The organism is Terrabacter koreensis (genome assembly GCF_054783315.1).
Map to the genome: position 1 here is coordinate 956,918 of NZ_BAAGQU010000004.1, position 16,060 is coordinate 972,977.

Sequence of the window (16,060 nt, forward strand, 5' to 3'; positions counted from 1 at the left end):
CGTGTTCGACGAAGCCCGCCTCGACGACGACGGTGCGCTGAGCGCCCTCGACCGCAGCGAGTCGCTGCGCGCGCTCGCCGGGTCCGGCGCCCAGGTGCGCCGCACCATGGCCGCGGCCGGTGAGGCCGGCCTCGACCGGCTGCGTGACATCGAGCCGCGGGGCGTCGTGGTGGCGGCTGCCGGTGGATCGGTCGCCGTCGCCGACCTCTTCGAGGCCGTCTCTCACGGGGCTGCCGCGCTGCCCGTCCAGAGCTGCTCGTCGGGGTCGCTGCCCGGCTGGGTCGGCGCGCTCGACGTCGTCATCGCCGTGTCGCAGTCCGGCCGAGCCGCCGGCACGCTCGCCCTCGCCGCCGAGGCCGCACGTCGCGGGGCCTTCCTCGTCACCGTGGGCGCCGACGAGTCGCCGCTCGCCGACGTCACCGCCCGCGCCCACGGCGTCCACGTGCCGATCCCCGTCGTCGGCTCCTCGTCGCGCACGTCGATGTGGGCCCAGGCCACGCCGGCGCTGCTCGCGGCCGACGCCATGGGCATCGCCTCCTGCACGCCCGAGACCCTCACCGAGCTCGCTGACGTGCTCGACCGCGTCGCGACCGACGCGCGCCCCGGGTCCGAGTCCTTCGTCAACCCCGCCAAGGTCCTGGCGACCGAGCTCGCCGAGTCGACCCCCATCGTGCTGGGTGAGGGCCCGTTCGGCGACGTCACGGCCCGCCGGGCCGCGTCCATGTTCGGCCGCACCGGCCGCGTCCCGGTCGCCCACGGCTGCCTGCCCGACGCGGCGAGCCAGATCGTCGCCTGCTTCGACGGCCCGCTCGCGCCCGGGCAGTCCGGGGGCGGCGGCACGGACGACATCTTCGCCGACCCGTTCCTCGACGGTCCGACCCGGCCGCCGCTGCGGCTCATCATGCTGCGCGACACGTCCGGCGGCGAGGGCCCGCGCCTCGCTGACACCGTGGTGTCCGTGGCCGAGGACGCCGGCGTACGCGTGTCGCTGCTCGACGCCGACGCACCCGACCCGCTGCTGCGGCTCGCGCACCACGTGGCGCTCACCGACTTCGCCGCCACCTACCTCGCGCTCGGCTTCGGGTTCGACCCAGCCACGTCCCCGCACGTACGCCTGTTGCGCGGTGCCCGAGGCACCTGACCGACCGCGCGCAGCCCGGGATGTGTGCGGAACGTATCCTGCCCCGGTGACCCAGCACTTCGACCTGGCCATCATCGGCAGCGGCTCCGGCAACTCGCTCGTGACGCCCGACTTCGACGGCAAGCGGGTGGCCGTCATCGAGGGCGGCACCTTCGGCGGCACCTGCCTCAACGTCGGCTGCATCCCGACGAAGATGTTCGTCTACGCCGCCGACGTCGCGACCACGGTGCGCGAGGCCGGCCGCTACGGCGTGGACGCGACCTTCGAGGGAGTGCGCTTGGCCGACGTGCGCGACCGGGTCTTCGGGCGCATCGACCCCATCTCCGACGGTGGCCGCCGCTACCGGCAGGAGGGGCCGAACACGACGGCGTTCCTCGGGCACGCGACCTTCACCGGCGACCGCACCCTCGCGGTCGAGCTGCACGACGGCGGCCGCGAGACGGTCACCGCCGACCAGGTCGTCGTCGCCGCAGGGGCCCACCCCGTGCTGCCCGACGTCGTCACCCGGTCGTGCCTCGAGCTGGGCGTCGAGGTCCACACCTCCGACACGATCATGCGCATCGGCGACCTGCCGAGGCGGCTGGCGATCATCGGCGGCGGGTTCATCGCCGTCGAGATGGCGCACGTCTTCGCCTCGTTCGGCGTGCACGTGACCATCGTGGCGCGTGGCTCGCAGCTGCTGCGGCACCTCGACACCGACATCTCGCAGCGCTTCACCGACCTCGCCCGAGAGCAGTGGGACGTGCGCACCAGCAGCAACGTCACCGCACTCGAACGCGGCGACGGGGCAGCGGGCGTGCGGCTGCACCTCGACAGCACCGCGGTCGTCGACGCCGACCTAGTGCTCGTCGCCACCGGACGCCGCCCCAACACGGAGGCCCTCGGCGCCGAGGCCGGCGGGCTCACCGTGCTCGACGACGGACGCCTCGAGGTCGACGCGTACGGCCGCACGGGCGCGCCCGGGGTGTGGGCGCTCGGCGACGTCAGCTCGCCCTTCCAGCTGAAGCACGTCGCCAACGCCGAGGCCCGGGCGATCGCGCACAACCTCGTCCACCCCGACGACCTGAGGCGGCTGCCGCACGACCACGTGCCCTCCGGCATCTTCAGCCACCCCCAGATCGCCACGGTCGGCCTCACCGAGCAGGAGTGCGTCGAGCAGGGCCGCCCCCACGTCACGTACGTGCAGGCGTACGGCGACACGGCATACGGCTGGGCGATGGAGGACCGGTCCAGCGTGTGCAAGGTCGTCGCGGACCCGACCACCGGCCGTCTCCTCGGCGCCCACCTGATGGGACCACAGGCCACCTCGCTCATCCAGCCGCTCGTGCAGGCGCTCGCGCTCGACACCCCCGTGGCCGAGCTGGCCCGCGGCCAGTACTGGATCCACCCGGCGCTGGCCGAGGTCGTCGAGAACGCCCTGCTCGGCCTGCGGCTCGAGCCGAGCGCCTGAGCGCGTTCCCAGCCGTTTCCCAGACGCCCCTAGGATGACGCCATGGCAGGCGGACTCGTAGCCCTTCTCGACGACATCGCGGCACTCGTGAAGCTCGCGGCGGCGTCGGTCGACGACGTGGGGGCCGCCGCCGCGAAGGCCAGCGTCAAGGCCACGGGCGTCGTCGTCGACGACACCGCGGTCACCCCGCGCTACGTCCAGGGGCTGGCGCCCGAGCGCGAGCTGCCGATCATCAAGAAGATCGCGGCCGGCTCGCTGCGCAACAAGCTGCTCATCATCCTGCCGGTCATCATGCTGCTCAGCCAGTTCCTGCCCTGGCTGCTGACGCCGGTCCTCATGGTCGGCGGCGCCTACCTCGCCTACGAGGGGGCCGAGAAGGTCTGGGAGCTGCTCTCGGGGCACCACGAGGAGCAGGACGCCGCCGAGGGCGAGGTCGACGAGGGTTCGGTCGTCGCGGGAGCGATCCGCACCGACTTCATCCTGTCGGCCGAGATCATGGTCATCGCGCTCAACGAGGTCGAGACCGAGCCGTTCGTCTCGCGCCTCATCATCCTCGTCATCGTGGCGCTGCTCATCACCGCGCTCGTCTACGGCGTCGTGGGCCTCATCGTCAAGATGGACGACGTCGGGCTCAAGCTCGCCGAGCGCGAGTCCGGCGCGTCGCAGCGCATCGGCCGCGGGCTCGTCAAGGGCATGCCGAGGCTGCTCTCGATCCTGTCGACCGTCGGCATCGCGGCCATGCTCTGGGTCGGCGGGCACATCCTCCTCGTCGGCGTCGACGAGCTCGGCTGGCACCCGCTCTACGACTTCGTGCACCACCTCGAGGAGGGCGTCGCCGGGGTCGCCGGTGTCGGCGGCATCCTCGCCTGGCTGGTCAACACGCTGGCCTCCGCGCTGATCGGCCTCGTCGTGGGCGCGGTCGTCGTCGCGCTGCTGCACGTGCTGCCGCGCCGCAAGAAGGCCGACGAGACCGTCTCGGCCCACTGAGGCGCCGGCGCTCGAGCCGGCGACACCGCCACGACTCCGCCACGACTCCGCCGAGGCGGAGCAGGCGCGGTGTCGCGGGTGGTGGCCGCGAACGCTCGACACGGCATTCGAGCCGACGCGGCGTCGCCGCTAGACTCGGGGACTGCCGGCGTGGGTGATGACCCGCCAGATGAGCCCAGAGGGGCGCGCCGGGTCTGCACACCGACCATCAAAGGAAGCGATCACTCATGTCCTTCGACTACAAGGTTGCCGACCTGGGCCTCGCCGAGGCCGGCCGACACCAGCTCCGTCTCGCCGAGCACGAGATGCCCGGCCTCATGGCCATCCGTGAGGAGTACGCCGCCGCCCAGCCCCTCAAGGGCGCGCGCATCGCCGGTTCCCTCCACATGACCGTCCAGACCGCGGTCCTCATCGAGACGCTCACCGCGCTCGGCGCCGAGGTCCGCTGGGCCTCCTGCAACATCTACTCGACGCAGGACGAGGCCGCTGCGGCCGTCGTCGTCGGCCCCAACGGCTCGGCCGACGACCTGCAGGGCGTCCCCGTCTTCGCCTGGAAGGGCGAGACGCTCCCCGAGTACTGGTGGTGCACCGACCAGATCCTCACCTGGCCCGGCGGCGAGGGCCCGAACATGATCCTCGACGACGGCGGCGACGCCACGATGCTCGTCCACAAGGGTCTCGAGTGGGAGAAGGCCGGCCAGGTGCCCGCCACCACCGAGGAGGACTCCGAGGAGTTCGGCGTCTTCAAGGAGCTCGTGCGCCAGACGATGGCCTCCGACCCGCAGAAGTGGACGAAGGTCGCCGCCGGCATCAAGGGCGTCACCGAGGAGACCACCACCGGTGTCCACCGCCTCTACCAGCTGGCCGAGTCCGGCGACCTGCTCTTCCCGGCCATCAACGTCAACGACGCGGTGACCAAGAGCAAGTTCGACAACACCTACGGCTGCCGCCACTCGCTCATCGACGGCCTCAACCGCGCCACCGACGTGCTCATCGGCGGCAAGGTCGCCGTCGTCGCCGGCTACGGCGACGTGGGCAAGGGCTGCGCCGAGTCGCTGCGCGGCCAGGGCGCCCGCGTCATCGTCACCGAGATCGACCCCATTTGCGCGCTGCAGGCCGCGATGGAGGGCTTCCAGGTCGCCCGCATGGAGGACGTCGTCGACTCCGCCGACATCTTCATCACGACGACCGGCTGCTACGACGTCATCACGGCCGACCACATGACGAAGATGAAGAACAAGGCGATCGTGGCCAACATCGGCCACTTCGACAACGAGATCGACATGGCCGGCCTCGCCCGCGTGCCCGGCGTCACGAAGACGCAGATCAAGCCACAGGTCCACGAGTGGACCTTCGAGGGCGGCAGCTCGATCATCGTGCTGTCCGAGGGCCGCCTGATGAACCTCGGCAACGCCACCGGCCACCCGAGCTTCGTCATGAGCAACTCGTTCTCGAACCAGACGATCGCCCAGATCGAGCTCTTCACGAAGACCGGCGAGTACGACAAGCAGGTCTACACGCTGCCGAAGCACCTCGACGAGAAGGTCGCCCGCCTGCACCTCGACGCCCTCGGCGTCCAGCTCACCGAGCTGACGAAGGGCCAGGCCGAGTACCTCGGCGTCGACGTCGCCGGCCCGTACAAGCCGGAGCACTACCGCTACTGACGGTCCGCCCCGGGCCCACGGGCCCAGCCGACCGATGACGTATGCCGCCCACCTCGCGAGGTGGGCGGCATACGTGCTCTCGGCGACGAGTGCCGTGCGGCTGTCAGCTCGAGGGCGCCTCGAGCAGCAGGTAGGTCGAGCCGCGCGCGGCCACGGTCCAGGAGGCCTGGCGCACGAGCGCCTCGGCGACGGGCAGGTCCTCGGGCACGAGGGCCCACCGGCAGCCGGTCTCGTCGAGGTAGTCGTCCCAGCCGGTCGCGGCGCTCTGGAAGGTCATGTACGACTCGACGTGCGGGACGGCGTAGATCTCCGTGCGGCCGTCGATGGCGGGGCGCACGTTGGGGTGCTTCCAGATGAGCCAGCCACCGCTGCCGTAGTCGTTGCAGAGCACGGTGCCCGCGGGCAGGGCCGCGATCTGCCGGTCGAGGTCGTTGGGGCCCCAGTCGGGCTGGGCCCCCCGGGCGGGCGCCAGCAGGCCGGCGACGGCGAGCGCGGCCGTCGTGAGGCCCAGGGTCAGCACCACCTCGCGCCTGGCGAGGGGCTCTCGAGGAAGCCGCACGACCCGCGCGAGCGCCATGGCGGCCATCGGCGCGATGATCGCGGCTCCCACGGCGATCGTGCGGACGTAGAGCAGGGAGAAGCCGATGGCCAGGCCGACGAGCAGGATCTCGGTCCACGGGGTGCGTCGACGCTCCCTGGACCAGATGAGAAGGGTCAGGGCCGCCAGGACGAGCAGGGCCACGAAGGCGACGTCGGTCAGCGCGGGGGCGCGCCACTCGGTGACGAACTTCGCGTACTCCCGCACCGAGAACGGCGCCACGAGCAGCTCGGGGCCGACGGGCGTCAGGGCGGCGGCGGCGAGCGAGCCCAGAGGCACGAGGAGGAGGCGCAGCCAGGCGCGGCCGCGGACCGTCCCGTCGAGGAGGAAGCCGACGAGGGCGACGACGCCGATCGCGACACCGACGAACCACATGCCGTGGCTGCACGCCCAGACCCAGGTGAGCGGGACGAGCCACCAGCGGGGCCGCAGGTCGCGGCGCGTCGCGAGCCACGCGCCGGTGGTCACCGCGGCGAGGGCGAACGAGACCAGGTGCGGACGCAGCGACAGGCTCCCGCTCAGCGCCACCGTGGCGACGACGAGCACGATGGCCGCGACGAGCAGCGGGGCCTGGCGGCGGACGACGACCCAGAAGCACAGGACGACCGCCGCGGCGCCTGCCGGGAGCAGCCACGAGACCCCGGCGAGACCGAAGGCCTGTTGCACGAGGCTCATGAGCAGCTCGGGGAGCCATTCGTGCAGCCGCCAGGGCTGCGTCGACATCGTGCTCCACGGGTCGGGGCCGCTGAACGACCACGTCTCGCGCAGCCGGTCGCCGGCCGCGATGTGCCAGAACGTGTCGGGGTCGTCGACGGGCCGGACCACGCGAAGGACGGTGAAGAGCACGACGAGTCCCGGCAGCACCTGCCGCAGCAGCAGCGGCAGCACCGACCGGCGGGCGGCAGCCGTGCCCGCGGCCCCGCCGTCGGTGGGCTGGGCCGGGTTCGCGTCGACCTCGCCGTCGGTCGACGCGACGGTCGACGCGGCGGTCGACGCGGCGAGTTCCCTCATGTCGCTCGTCACCGCCCGATCATCCCCGTTCGTACGCGTGTCCGGGGTGTTTTGGGTGGATTGGCGGGCTCTTGCGGCGGCCTCCACGGCGGGCCGACCGCGCTCGCCCGTGGGAGGATTGCCGGACTCACCGACCACCTGGATCTCAGGAACCCTCCATGAACAAGCTCCTCCCCGGTGCGCTCGCACTGGCGCTGTCCGTCACGCTCGTCGGCTGCTCGAAGTCGGCCGACCAGGGAGCGGCCACCCCGTCCGCTCCGGCCGGCTCGTCGTCGAGCGTGACCACCCCCACCGACTCCATGTCGACGGGCACCGCTGACGACTCCGGCACCGCGACCGCCTCTGCGACCCGCGTCCCGATCGACCAGTCGACCCCCGAGGCTGCGATGACGTCGTGGCTCGGCTCCATGGTCGCCGGCGACGGCAACTCCGTGTGCTCGCTCATGGCGGCGAGCGGCAAGGCGATCACGAGCATCCCCGGCGCGGCGGCCGCGTGCGGCAAGTCGATCACGCCGATGCTCGACCAGATCAAGGAGCTGGGCGCGGCCTTCCAGGGGCTGCAGATCAACGGCGCCACCGTCGGCGGCAACACCGCAACGTTCGAGAGCGTCACGACCGAGCCGGCGCTGGCGGCTGACGTCGTCGCCAGCTTCAAGGCGGTCAAGATCGCCGGGAAGTGGTACATCACGCAGGGCTGAACCCGAGCCCCGACCGGGTACGCCCGCGGGCGTGCGTGCAGGCCGGCGCGCGCGCCCGGCTCCGGCGTGCACCGGCCCGCTGACCTGCGTGTGTGATGATTTGCTCAGGACATACGGGGCCGTGGTCCGCGGACCCGGGAAGGAGTGTGTCGTGAAGGGTCGGGTTCTGGTCGTCGACGACGACCTCGCGCTCGCCGAGATGCTGGGGATCGTGCTGCGCAACGAGGGGCTCGAGGTCACGCACGTGGCCGACGGTTCCGAGGCCGTCGGCGCGTTCCGCGACTCGCGGCCCGACCTCGTGCTCCTCGACGTCATGCTGCCGGGGCTCGACGGCATGGAGGTGTGCCGACGCATCCGTGCCGAGAGCGGCGTGCCGATCGTCATGCTCACGGCTCGCACCGACACCGTCGACGTCGTCGTCGGTCTGGAGTCCGGAGCCGACGACTACGTGGTCAAGCCGTTCAAGCCGCAGGAGCTCATCGCGCGGGTGCGCGCCCGGCTGCGCCGTGGCGACGAGCCGGCCCCCGAGAAGCTCGCCATCGGCGACCTCGAGATCGACGTCGCCGGCCACTCGGTCAAGCGCGACGGCCAGGCGCTGTCGCTGACGCCCCTCGAGTTCGACCTGCTCGTCGCCCTCGCCCGCAAGCCCTGGCAGGTCTTCACCCGCGAGGTGCTGCTCGAGCAGGTGTGGGGCTACCGCCACGCCGGCGACACGCGCCTCGTCAACGTCCACGTCCAGCGGCTGCGCTCGAAGATCGAGCACGACCCCGAGCGGCCCGAGATCGTGGTGACCGTCCGTGGCGTGGGGTACAAGGCCGGTCCCTCCTGAGATGAGTGAGCGCGCGGCCACCAGCGGACTCGGGGGCCTGGCCTCGCGGGCCGGATCGACGCTGCGTGGCTGGTGGCAGCGCGTGCTGCACCTGTGGCGGGCGTCCCTCGGCTTCCGCGTCGTCGTCGTGACGATGCTGCTGGGCATCCTCGTCCTCACTGCGGTGGGCACCTACCTCTACGGATCCATCGCGCAGAACCTCGTCGACAGCAGGCAGCGCATCGCGGCCGAGGACAGCCTGCGTGACGCGCAGGACGCGCAGGACAAGTTCGACTCCACCGACCAGACCGACACCGAGGCGAAGCTGACGCAGTTCGCCACCACGCTGGTCAACTCGTACCGTCGCGACGCCGGCAACGAGACCCGCTACGTCGTGCTGACGCGCTCCGACGACAACACCTCACCGTTCACCGTCCGCTCCATCGAGAGCGGCAGCGTCGGCCTGCGCTACATCCCCGACGAGCTGCGCCGCCAGGTGGCGACCCAGACCGACCGCCAGCACCTACAGGTCGCGACCATCGACGAGGGCAACGACAGCATCTCGGCCGTCATCGTCGGACAGACGGTCGTGCTGCCCGTCGCCGGCAACTACGGGCTGTACTTCATCTACCCGATGGACCGCGAGCGCGAGATCATTCGGTCGATCGGCAACACCTTCCTCGTGGGCGGCTTCGCGCTCATCGTCCTCATCGGTGCCATCGCCTTCGTCGTCACCCGCCTCGTGGCCGACCCGGTCCGGCGCGCGGCCGCCGTCGCCGAGCGGTTCGCCGAGGGCAACCTCAACGAGCGCATGCGGGCGAAGGGGGAGGACGACCTCGCGCGTCTCGGCAACTCGTTCAACGGCATGGCCGCCTCGATCCAGCAGCAGATCGCGCAGCTCGAGAACCTCTCGCGCGTGCAGCAGCGCTTCGTCTCCGACGTCTCCCACGAGCTGCGTACGCCGCTCACGACCATTCGGATGGCCGGTGACCTCATCCACGACTCCCGGGGCGACTTCGAGCCCACCGTGGCGCGCTCGGCCGAGCTGCTGCGCGGTGAGCTCGACCGGTTCGAGTCGCTGCTGAGCGACCTGCTCGAGATCTCCCGCTTCGATGCCGGCGCCGCCGTGCTGGAGGTGGAGGCGGGCGACCTGCGGGCCTGCGTCGAGCGGGCCGTCGACGCCCACCGCACCCTCGCCGCCCGCAAGGGCACCCGGCTCGTCGTCAACACGCCGGCGGCGCCGGTCGTGGCCGACATGGACTCGCGCCGCATCGAGCGCATCCTGCGCAACCTCGTCTCCAACGCCATCGAGCACGGCGAGGGCAAGCCGGTCGAGGTGACCATCGGCTACAACGACTCCGCCGTCGCGGTCACCGTCCGCGACCACGGCGTCGGCCTGCGCCCCGGCGAGGCGGCGCTGGTCTTCACCCGGTTCTGGCGCGCCGACCCCGCACGCGCGCGCACGACGGGTGGCACCGGTCTCGGTCTCGCCATCGCCCTGGAGGACGCCCGTCTGCACGCTGGCCGTCTCGAGGCGTGGGGTGCACGGGGCGAGGGCTCCTGCTTCCGGCTGACCCTCCCGCGCAAGGCCGAGGCGACGATCACGAGCTCGCCCCTGCCGCTGAGCCCGCTCGCGGCCGAGGCCGCTCGTGCGGCCAAGGCGGCTGCCTCCGCCGGCGGCGCCGACGACGACACGCTGCGGCTGCGGCGCATCACGGTGGAGCGCTCCCCGTGAGACGGCGCGCGCTCGTCGCCCTGCTCGTGGCGGTCGCCACCCTCCTCGCGGGGTGCGGCGGCCTGCCGACCACGGGCCCCGTGGTCGAGGGCCGGGTGCTCGGCGACGCCGTCAACGAGCCGGTGCGTGTCGTCGCGGTCGGCCCGGCCGACGGTGCCAGCCAGGAAGCCGTGGTGCGGGGCTTCCTCCGGGCAGGTGAGGATGCCGACGAGACGCACGCCACCGGCAAGAGCTTCCTCGCCCCCCAGTCGGTCGACCTGTGGCGCTGGTCCAGCGCCGACGTCGTCGTCTACGACGGGGACCTCTCGTTCCGGCGGGTCGACGAGGACTCCGTCGAGGTCACCGCCGACGTGCTGGCCAGGGTGAGCCCCGACGGGCGCTACGTCGAGCAGCCGCCGGGCGTGCGTGCGCGGCTCCTGCTCGGCATGGCGAGGGTCGGTGGCGAGTGGCGGATCGAGCTGCCCACCCGCGGGTTCGGCCTGTGGCTCGACAACGACCAGTTCAACCGCGTGTTCGCCAACCGGTTCATCTACTACGTCAGCCCGACGGGGCGCGACCTCGTGCCCGACTCTCGCTGGTTCCCCAACGGGTCTCGTCTCGCGACGACCCTGGCGCGAGCCCAGCTGAGCGACGTGCCGACGCACCTGCTGGGGGCCGTCACGACCGGGGTGCCCCGCGGCACGACCCTCGCCGTCAACGCGGTCCCGGTCTCGAACAGCCGCGCCCAGGTGAACCTGAGCAGCCAGGCCCTCTCGGCCGACCCAGCCGGTCGCGCCGCGATGTGGGCCCAGCTGACCAAGACCCTCAGCCAGGTCGCGTCGGTGGGGTCGGTGTCCCTCTCCGTCGACAACACGCCGCTCGAGCTCCCCGGCGGCGTCACGTCCGTGGGGTCGGCGGCCGACCTCGGCTACGACGTCGTGTCCACGCCGGCGCTCGACACCGCGCTGCTGCGGCGCGGCGACACCATCCGACGCATCGACCCGCGCGTGCCCGACACCCCGGCCGTCAAGCGTCCGGACCTCAAACCGAAGGACATCGACGTCGGGCGCATCCCCGACACGTGGCGCGACCTGGCCCTGTCGGCCGACGGCAAGCAGGTCGCCGCGGTGTCGGGCAACCGGAACGACCTGTCGATCTGGCGGGCGACCGACCCCACCAGGGCGGTGCCGCCCTTCGCGACGTCCTTGGTCCGCCCGGTCTACGACGCGGGGGGCTACCTCTGGGTCGCCGGGGTGGACGAGTCGGGCGCCTACCGCATCTTCGCGCTCGACGCCGTGTCGAGCGACCCGAAGGCTGCGCCCAGGGCCGTTGCCACGCCGTGGCTCAAGGACCGCAGGGTCAAGCGGCTGTCCATGTCGGCAGACGGGACGCGGCTGCTGGTCATCACGACCGACCGCAACGGCATCGACGAGCAGGTGGGCCTGAGCGGCGTCGTCAGGGCGTCGAACGGCGAACCCAAGTCCGTGACCGCGCCGCTGCGCCAGGCCCAGTCCCTGACCCGCATCCAGGACGTCACCTGGCTCGACCCGACGAGCTACGCGCTGCTCGGGCAGGTGGCGCCGAACGACCCGATGCGACCGTGGCTCGCCACGATCGGGTCCGGCGTGGACGGCGCGCGGCGCGAGGCGGGGCGCCTCAACGCGGTGCCCGGTGCCGTGACCATCACGTCGGTCGGCGGGCCTCGCGGCATCCTCATCGTCACGAGCGACAACCGGGTGCTGGCCCGGGCAGGGTCGAACTGGCCGCCCATCGAGCGGGGGAGCGACGTCCTGGTGCCCGGCGGCTGAGGCGGCCACCGTGGCCGCATCCACCGCGCCGGGATCCTCCTCCACATCCCCTCTGTCGGTCGAGCCCTTGTCCCCAAGGGCCGGTGGCGGGGTCGATGCCCACCGACCGATCCGCTTGGCTGGTCGCGAGAGACGTGGCGAGCGGAGGGGGACCGGATGGGTGCCGGCAGGTCGGTGGGCTGGACGCGCCGGACCCGCGAGCTCGTCGAGCGGCGGGCCCGCACGCTGAGAGCGAGCGAGCTGCTCGACCTGGTGCTCCCGCGCGAGTGCGGCGGCTGCCTCCGCCCCGGCGACGAGTGGTGCGCGCGGTGCTCCCGAGCCCTGGCGGCGCTAGCCTTCGTCGAGCCCGCGGCCGGTGCGGGGCCACCACGGGTCCGTACGCGTCCGGCTGCGGACGAGCGGCTGCGCGCCCACGGCGGACGGCCGGCCGAGGTGGGACCGCCCGCGCCGGATGACGACCGGCCAGGACGGGGCGGAGGCGCCCCGTGGGTGGTGCCGCACCGCGCGCCGGCCGGGATGCCCCCGGTGCATGCGTGGGGCATCTACGCCGACCCGCTCCGAGCCGTCGTCTCGGCGTGGAAGGACGGGGGCCGACGCGACCTCGTCAGAGTCCTCGTGCCGCTGCTGGCGGCGTCGATCGTGGGTGCGCTCGACGGACTGGGCTGGGATGACGGCGAGGTGCTCGTCGTGCCGGCGCCGTCGTCGCGGCACGCCGAACGGCAGCGCGGCGACACGCCGATGGTGGGCCTCTGTCAGGCGGCGGCCGGGATCGTCGGACGTGCCCGCCCGACCGGGGTCCCCTGCGCCGAACGCGCCGGCCCGGCCCTGGTCATCCGGGTGACCCCCGCGCTCGGGCACGTGCGTCGCGTCGAGGACCAGTCGGGACTCGGCACGGCCGCTCGGCGGGGCAACCTGAAGGGTGCGCTGACGGTGAAACCCCTGTGGCACAACGTCGTTCGTGGCCGAAGGTGTCTCCTCGTCGACGACGTCGTGACGACCGGGGCCACCCTCGCGGAGGCCGCACGGGCCCTGAGAGCGGTCGGCGCCGGACCTGTCGTGGGCGCCACGATCGCCGCCACCCAGCGCACCCGCGGCTGACTCCCGGGTGCCGCTGGCGGGGCTCTCGAGCGCCCGCCGAGCGAGCGGAATGTGATGTTCCAGCAGGTTGCGTCGGATGCCTTCCCAGTGGACGCGAGGCCCAAGTAGTGTCGGGTCATGGACCCCCGTCCCACTGCGAGCGGCCTTCCGGTCGACTCCGCGGGACGTGATCGACCGGAAGAGGTGGTGCCGCGTTGACCGCGGGCCTGTCCTAGGTGACCAGAGGCCCGGACCACTCTCACTGCCGCCGCACGAAGAAGACGTGCGCGATCAAGGAGGAACTGTGGAGATCGTCGTCACTGGACGCCACGTCCAGATTCCCGACCGATTCCGTGAGCAGCTCGACGAGCGACTGGCCAAGGTCCAGGCGCTCGCCCCCAAGGTGCACCGTGTCGACGTCGTCGTCACCCACGAGCGAGTTGCCCGCGGGTCCGAGAAGGTCGAGATCACCTGCCACGCAAAGGGACCCGTGATCAGGGCGGAGGCTTGTCTCGACGACAAGTACGCCGCTCTCGACGCGGCTGTGGACAAGCTCATGGAACGCCTGAGGCGGGTGCACGACAAGCGGCGGGTCAGCCGCGGACGACGGATCCCCGAGTCGGTCGCACAGGCGACCGCCCGCATCGACGCGTCCGCCAACGGCACGCGTCCGGTCGAGGCCGACACCGCAGCCGGAGAAGGCGGTGTCGACGACCTCGAGCGCTTCGGAGCCCTGGGCAACTCACCGATCGAGGTGCGCGAGAAGATCCACACCGCGGCCCCGATGTCGCTCGAGGACGCCGTGAACCAGATGGAGCTCGTGGGTCACGACTTCTTCCTCTTCCACGACGCCGACACCGACCGCCCGAGCGTGGTCTACCGGCGGCGCGGATGGAGCTACGGCGTGCTGCACCTCGAGACCGACGTCGACGTCGCAGCGACGGGCTGACACCGTCGTCCGCAGACACCCCACGTCGAGGCGCCCTCCGCTGCGGAGGGTGCCTCGACGCCTCTTCCGACCGCGTTCGCGCCGACACGGATCCTCGTCGTGCGCCTCACCGGGCACGGTGTCGGCAGTCTTTGACAAACTGGGCGCGTGAACCCCCCGCCAGACGTCATCCGCGTCCTCATCGTCGACGACCACGCGCTCTACCGTCGGGGGCTGCAGACCGTCCTCGCCACCGAGGACGGCATCGAGATCGTCGGCGAGGCCGCTGACGGGGTCGAGGCGGTCGACCAGGCGGAGGAGAAGCTGCCCGACGTCATCGTCATGGACGTCGGCATGCCCAAGCGCGGTGGCATCGACGCCTGCCGCGTCATCAAGCAGCGGGTCCCGTCGGCCCGCATCCTCATGCTCACCAGCTCGGACGACGAGGCCAACCTCTTCGAGGCGGTCCGGGCCGGCGCCAACGGCTACCTGCTCAAGGACGTCCCTCCCGAGGAGGTCGCGGCCGGCATACGCGGTGTCTTCCACGGCCAGTCGCTCCTGTCGCCGCTGATGGCCTCCAAGCTGCTCCTCGAGTTCGCGCAGATCAGCCAGCGCGAGACCGTGCCCGCGCCCACCCCCGGGCTCGAGCTGCCGCGGCTGACCGAGCGCGAGCTGGAGATCCTCAGGCTCGTCGCGCGCGGCAGGCTGAACCGCGAGATCGCCACCGAGCTGTTCATCTCCGAGAACACGGTGCGCAACCACATCCGCAACATCCTCGACAAGCTCCAGATGCACTCGCGCATGGAGGCGGCCATGTATGCCGTCCGCCAGCGCCTCATCGACCCCGAGGAGTGAGCGCCGGGTGACCGCATGACAGTGGCGACCACAGGCGGGCGCGCGATGTCGCGCGCCCAGGCACGCCGCGTCGCGATCGCCGCCCAGGGGCTGCTCGACCCACGACCGGCGCCCTTCACGGCGACGATGCGGCACGTCCAGCGGGTGGTCGACCGGGTCGGCGTCATCCAGATCGACAGCGTCAACGTGCTGACCCGCAGCCAGTACCTCCCGCTCTTCGCCCGGCTCGGGCCCTATGACACCGGTCTGCTCGACCGGGCGCGGGACCGCGCGCCGCGCCGCCTCGTCGAGTACTGGGCTCACGAGGCGAGCCTCGTGCCGCCCTCGACGTGGCCGCTGCTCGACTTCCGCATGCGCGCCGCCGCCGAGAAGGCCTGGGGCGGCATGCGCCGCATCCTCGAGGAACGGCCCGACTTCGTCGACGTCGTCCAGGCCGAGGTCGAGGCCCGCGGGCCGATGACGGCACGCGAGGTCGAGGTCGCCCTCGAGCACGACCAGCCCCGCAGCACCGCCCACTGGGGGTGGAACTGGTCCGAGGTCAAGCAGGCCCTCGAGTACCTCTTCTGGGCCGGTCGCATCAGCTCCGCCGGACGCACGAGCCAGTTCGAGCGCCGCTACGCAGCCCTGTCGGCCACCGCCCCGCCCGCCCTGCGGCCGGCCTGGACCCACCGCCCCGGCGCGGAGGCCGACCCCGAGCGTTACGTCGAGCTCGTGCGCATCGCCGCCCGGGCGCACGGGGTCGGCACCGAGCTGTGCCTGGCCGACTACTTCCGTATCCGCCGCGAGGACGCCCGGCCGGCGATCGCGAGGCTGGTGACCGACGGCGAGCTCGTGCCGGTGACGGTGCCCGGATGGAAGCCCGCGTGGCTGCACGCCGACGCGAGGCTGCCCCGGCGAGCCCACGCCGAGGCGCTCCTGAGCCCGTTCGACTCGCTGGTCTGGCAACGCGAGCGCATCCACGCCCTGTGGGACTTCCACTACCGCATCGAGATCTACACGCCGGCCCACAAGCGCGTGCACGGCTACTACGTGCTGCCGTTCCTCTTCGGCGACGCGCTCGTGGCGCGCTGCGACCTCAAGGCCGACCGCGCGGCCGGCGTGCTGCGCTGCCACCGGGTGTCCTGGGAGCCCGGCGCGCCGGCCGAGGCACGACCCGCGCTCGTGGCCAACCTCGAGTCGATGGCTGCCTGGCTTGGCCTCGCGCGCATCGACGTCGCGGCGGCCTGAACGTCGCCCCACCCACCGTTGCCGATCCGGAACCCCGGCGCCGGCCGGTGCGTTGGTCGTTCCGTCGGGAAGGCGGCTAGCCTAGGCGGGTCCC

Annotated in this window: 13 protein-coding genes; 12 read left to right on the forward strand and 1 reads right to left on the reverse strand. The window is 72.3% G+C overall.

The genetic code is table 11. From position 1 onward, the window contains the following. Position 1 precedes the first annotated feature (1 nt). The 4 genes from ACYVNR_RS07235 to ahcY all read left to right on the forward strand — a co-directional run bounded on the left by ACYVNR_RS07235 (position 2) and on the right by ahcY (position 5,242). On the forward strand, positions 2-1,141 hold the full coding sequence (locus tag ACYVNR_RS07235) for an SIS domain-containing protein (protein ID WP_458798424.1): 1,140 nt from the start codon (positions 2-4) through the stop codon (positions 1,139-1,141). Positions 1,142-1,187: 46 nt separating this feature from the next. After that, positions 1,188-2,591, forward strand: coding sequence for a mycothione reductase (locus tag ACYVNR_RS07240; protein ID WP_461047526.1), 1,404 nt, complete (start codon positions 1,188-1,190; stop codon positions 2,589-2,591). A 42-nt stretch (positions 2,592-2,633) separates the two neighbouring features. After that, positions 2,634-3,578 (forward strand): DUF808 domain-containing protein, encoded by a 945-nt coding sequence (locus ACYVNR_RS07245; RefSeq protein WP_461047528.1) that lies wholly within the window; start codon positions 2,634-2,636, stop codon positions 3,576-3,578. A 227-nt stretch (positions 3,579-3,805) separates the two neighbouring features. After that, complete coding sequence (gene ahcY, locus ACYVNR_RS07250; RefSeq protein ID WP_461047530.1) at positions 3,806-5,242, forward strand: adenosylhomocysteinase; 1,437 nt, start codon at positions 3,806-3,808, stop codon at positions 5,240-5,242. Between the two features lie 103 nt (positions 5,243-5,345). Here the strand turns inward: ahcY and ACYVNR_RS07255 are convergent, their stop codons facing one another. Next, entirely contained in the window at positions 5,346-6,863 is a 1,518-nt protein-coding gene (locus ACYVNR_RS07255; RefSeq protein WP_461047531.1) for a hypothetical protein, read from the reverse strand. Between the two features lie 146 nt (positions 6,864-7,009). Between ACYVNR_RS07255 and ACYVNR_RS07260 the strand changes: the two genes are divergently transcribed. From ACYVNR_RS07260 to ACYVNR_RS07295, 8 genes are all read left to right on the forward strand, one after another. Then, entirely contained in the window at positions 7,010-7,549 is a 540-nt protein-coding gene (locus ACYVNR_RS07260; protein WP_461047533.1) for a hypothetical protein, read from the forward strand. A gap of 151 nt (positions 7,550-7,700) precedes the next feature. After that, positions 7,701-8,378 (forward strand): MtrAB system response regulator MtrA, encoded by a 678-nt coding sequence (mtrA, locus tag ACYVNR_RS07265; RefSeq protein WP_045188310.1) that lies wholly within the window; start codon positions 7,701-7,703, stop codon positions 8,376-8,378. A gap of 1 nt (position 8,379) precedes the next feature. Beyond that, a complete protein-coding gene (gene mtrB / locus ACYVNR_RS07270; protein ID WP_458798418.1) occupies positions 8,380-10,092 on the forward strand; it encodes an MtrAB system histidine kinase MtrB in 1,713 nt (570 codons plus the stop codon). After that, entirely contained in the window at positions 10,089-11,879 is a 1,791-nt protein-coding gene (locus tag ACYVNR_RS07275) for a GerMN domain-containing protein (protein ID WP_461047536.1), read from the forward strand. The genes mtrB and ACYVNR_RS07275 overlap by 4 nt, the downstream gene beginning before the upstream one ends. A 156-nt stretch (positions 11,880-12,035) precedes the next feature. Continuing rightward, positions 12,036-12,977, forward strand: a complete 942-nt coding sequence (locus tag ACYVNR_RS07280) for a ComF family protein (RefSeq protein WP_461047538.1) — start codon at positions 12,036-12,038, stop codon at positions 12,975-12,977. A gap of 283 nt (positions 12,978-13,260) precedes the next feature. Continuing rightward, positions 13,261-13,905, forward strand: coding sequence for a ribosome hibernation-promoting factor, HPF/YfiA family (gene hpf, locus ACYVNR_RS07285; RefSeq protein ID WP_045188315.1), 645 nt, complete (start codon positions 13,261-13,263; stop codon positions 13,903-13,905). A gap of 147 nt (positions 13,906-14,052) precedes the next feature. Next, a complete protein-coding gene (locus tag ACYVNR_RS07290) occupies positions 14,053-14,739 on the forward strand; it encodes a response regulator (protein WP_045188317.1) in 687 nt (228 codons plus the stop codon). 15 nt (positions 14,740-14,754) lie between these two features. After that, positions 14,755-15,966 carry a winged helix-turn-helix domain-containing protein gene (locus tag ACYVNR_RS07295; protein WP_461047540.1) on the forward strand — a complete coding sequence of 404 codons (1,212 nt, stop codon included), beginning with the start codon at positions 14,755-14,757 and terminating at the stop codon, positions 15,964-15,966. The last annotated feature ends 94 nt before the right edge of the window (positions 15,967-16,060 follow it).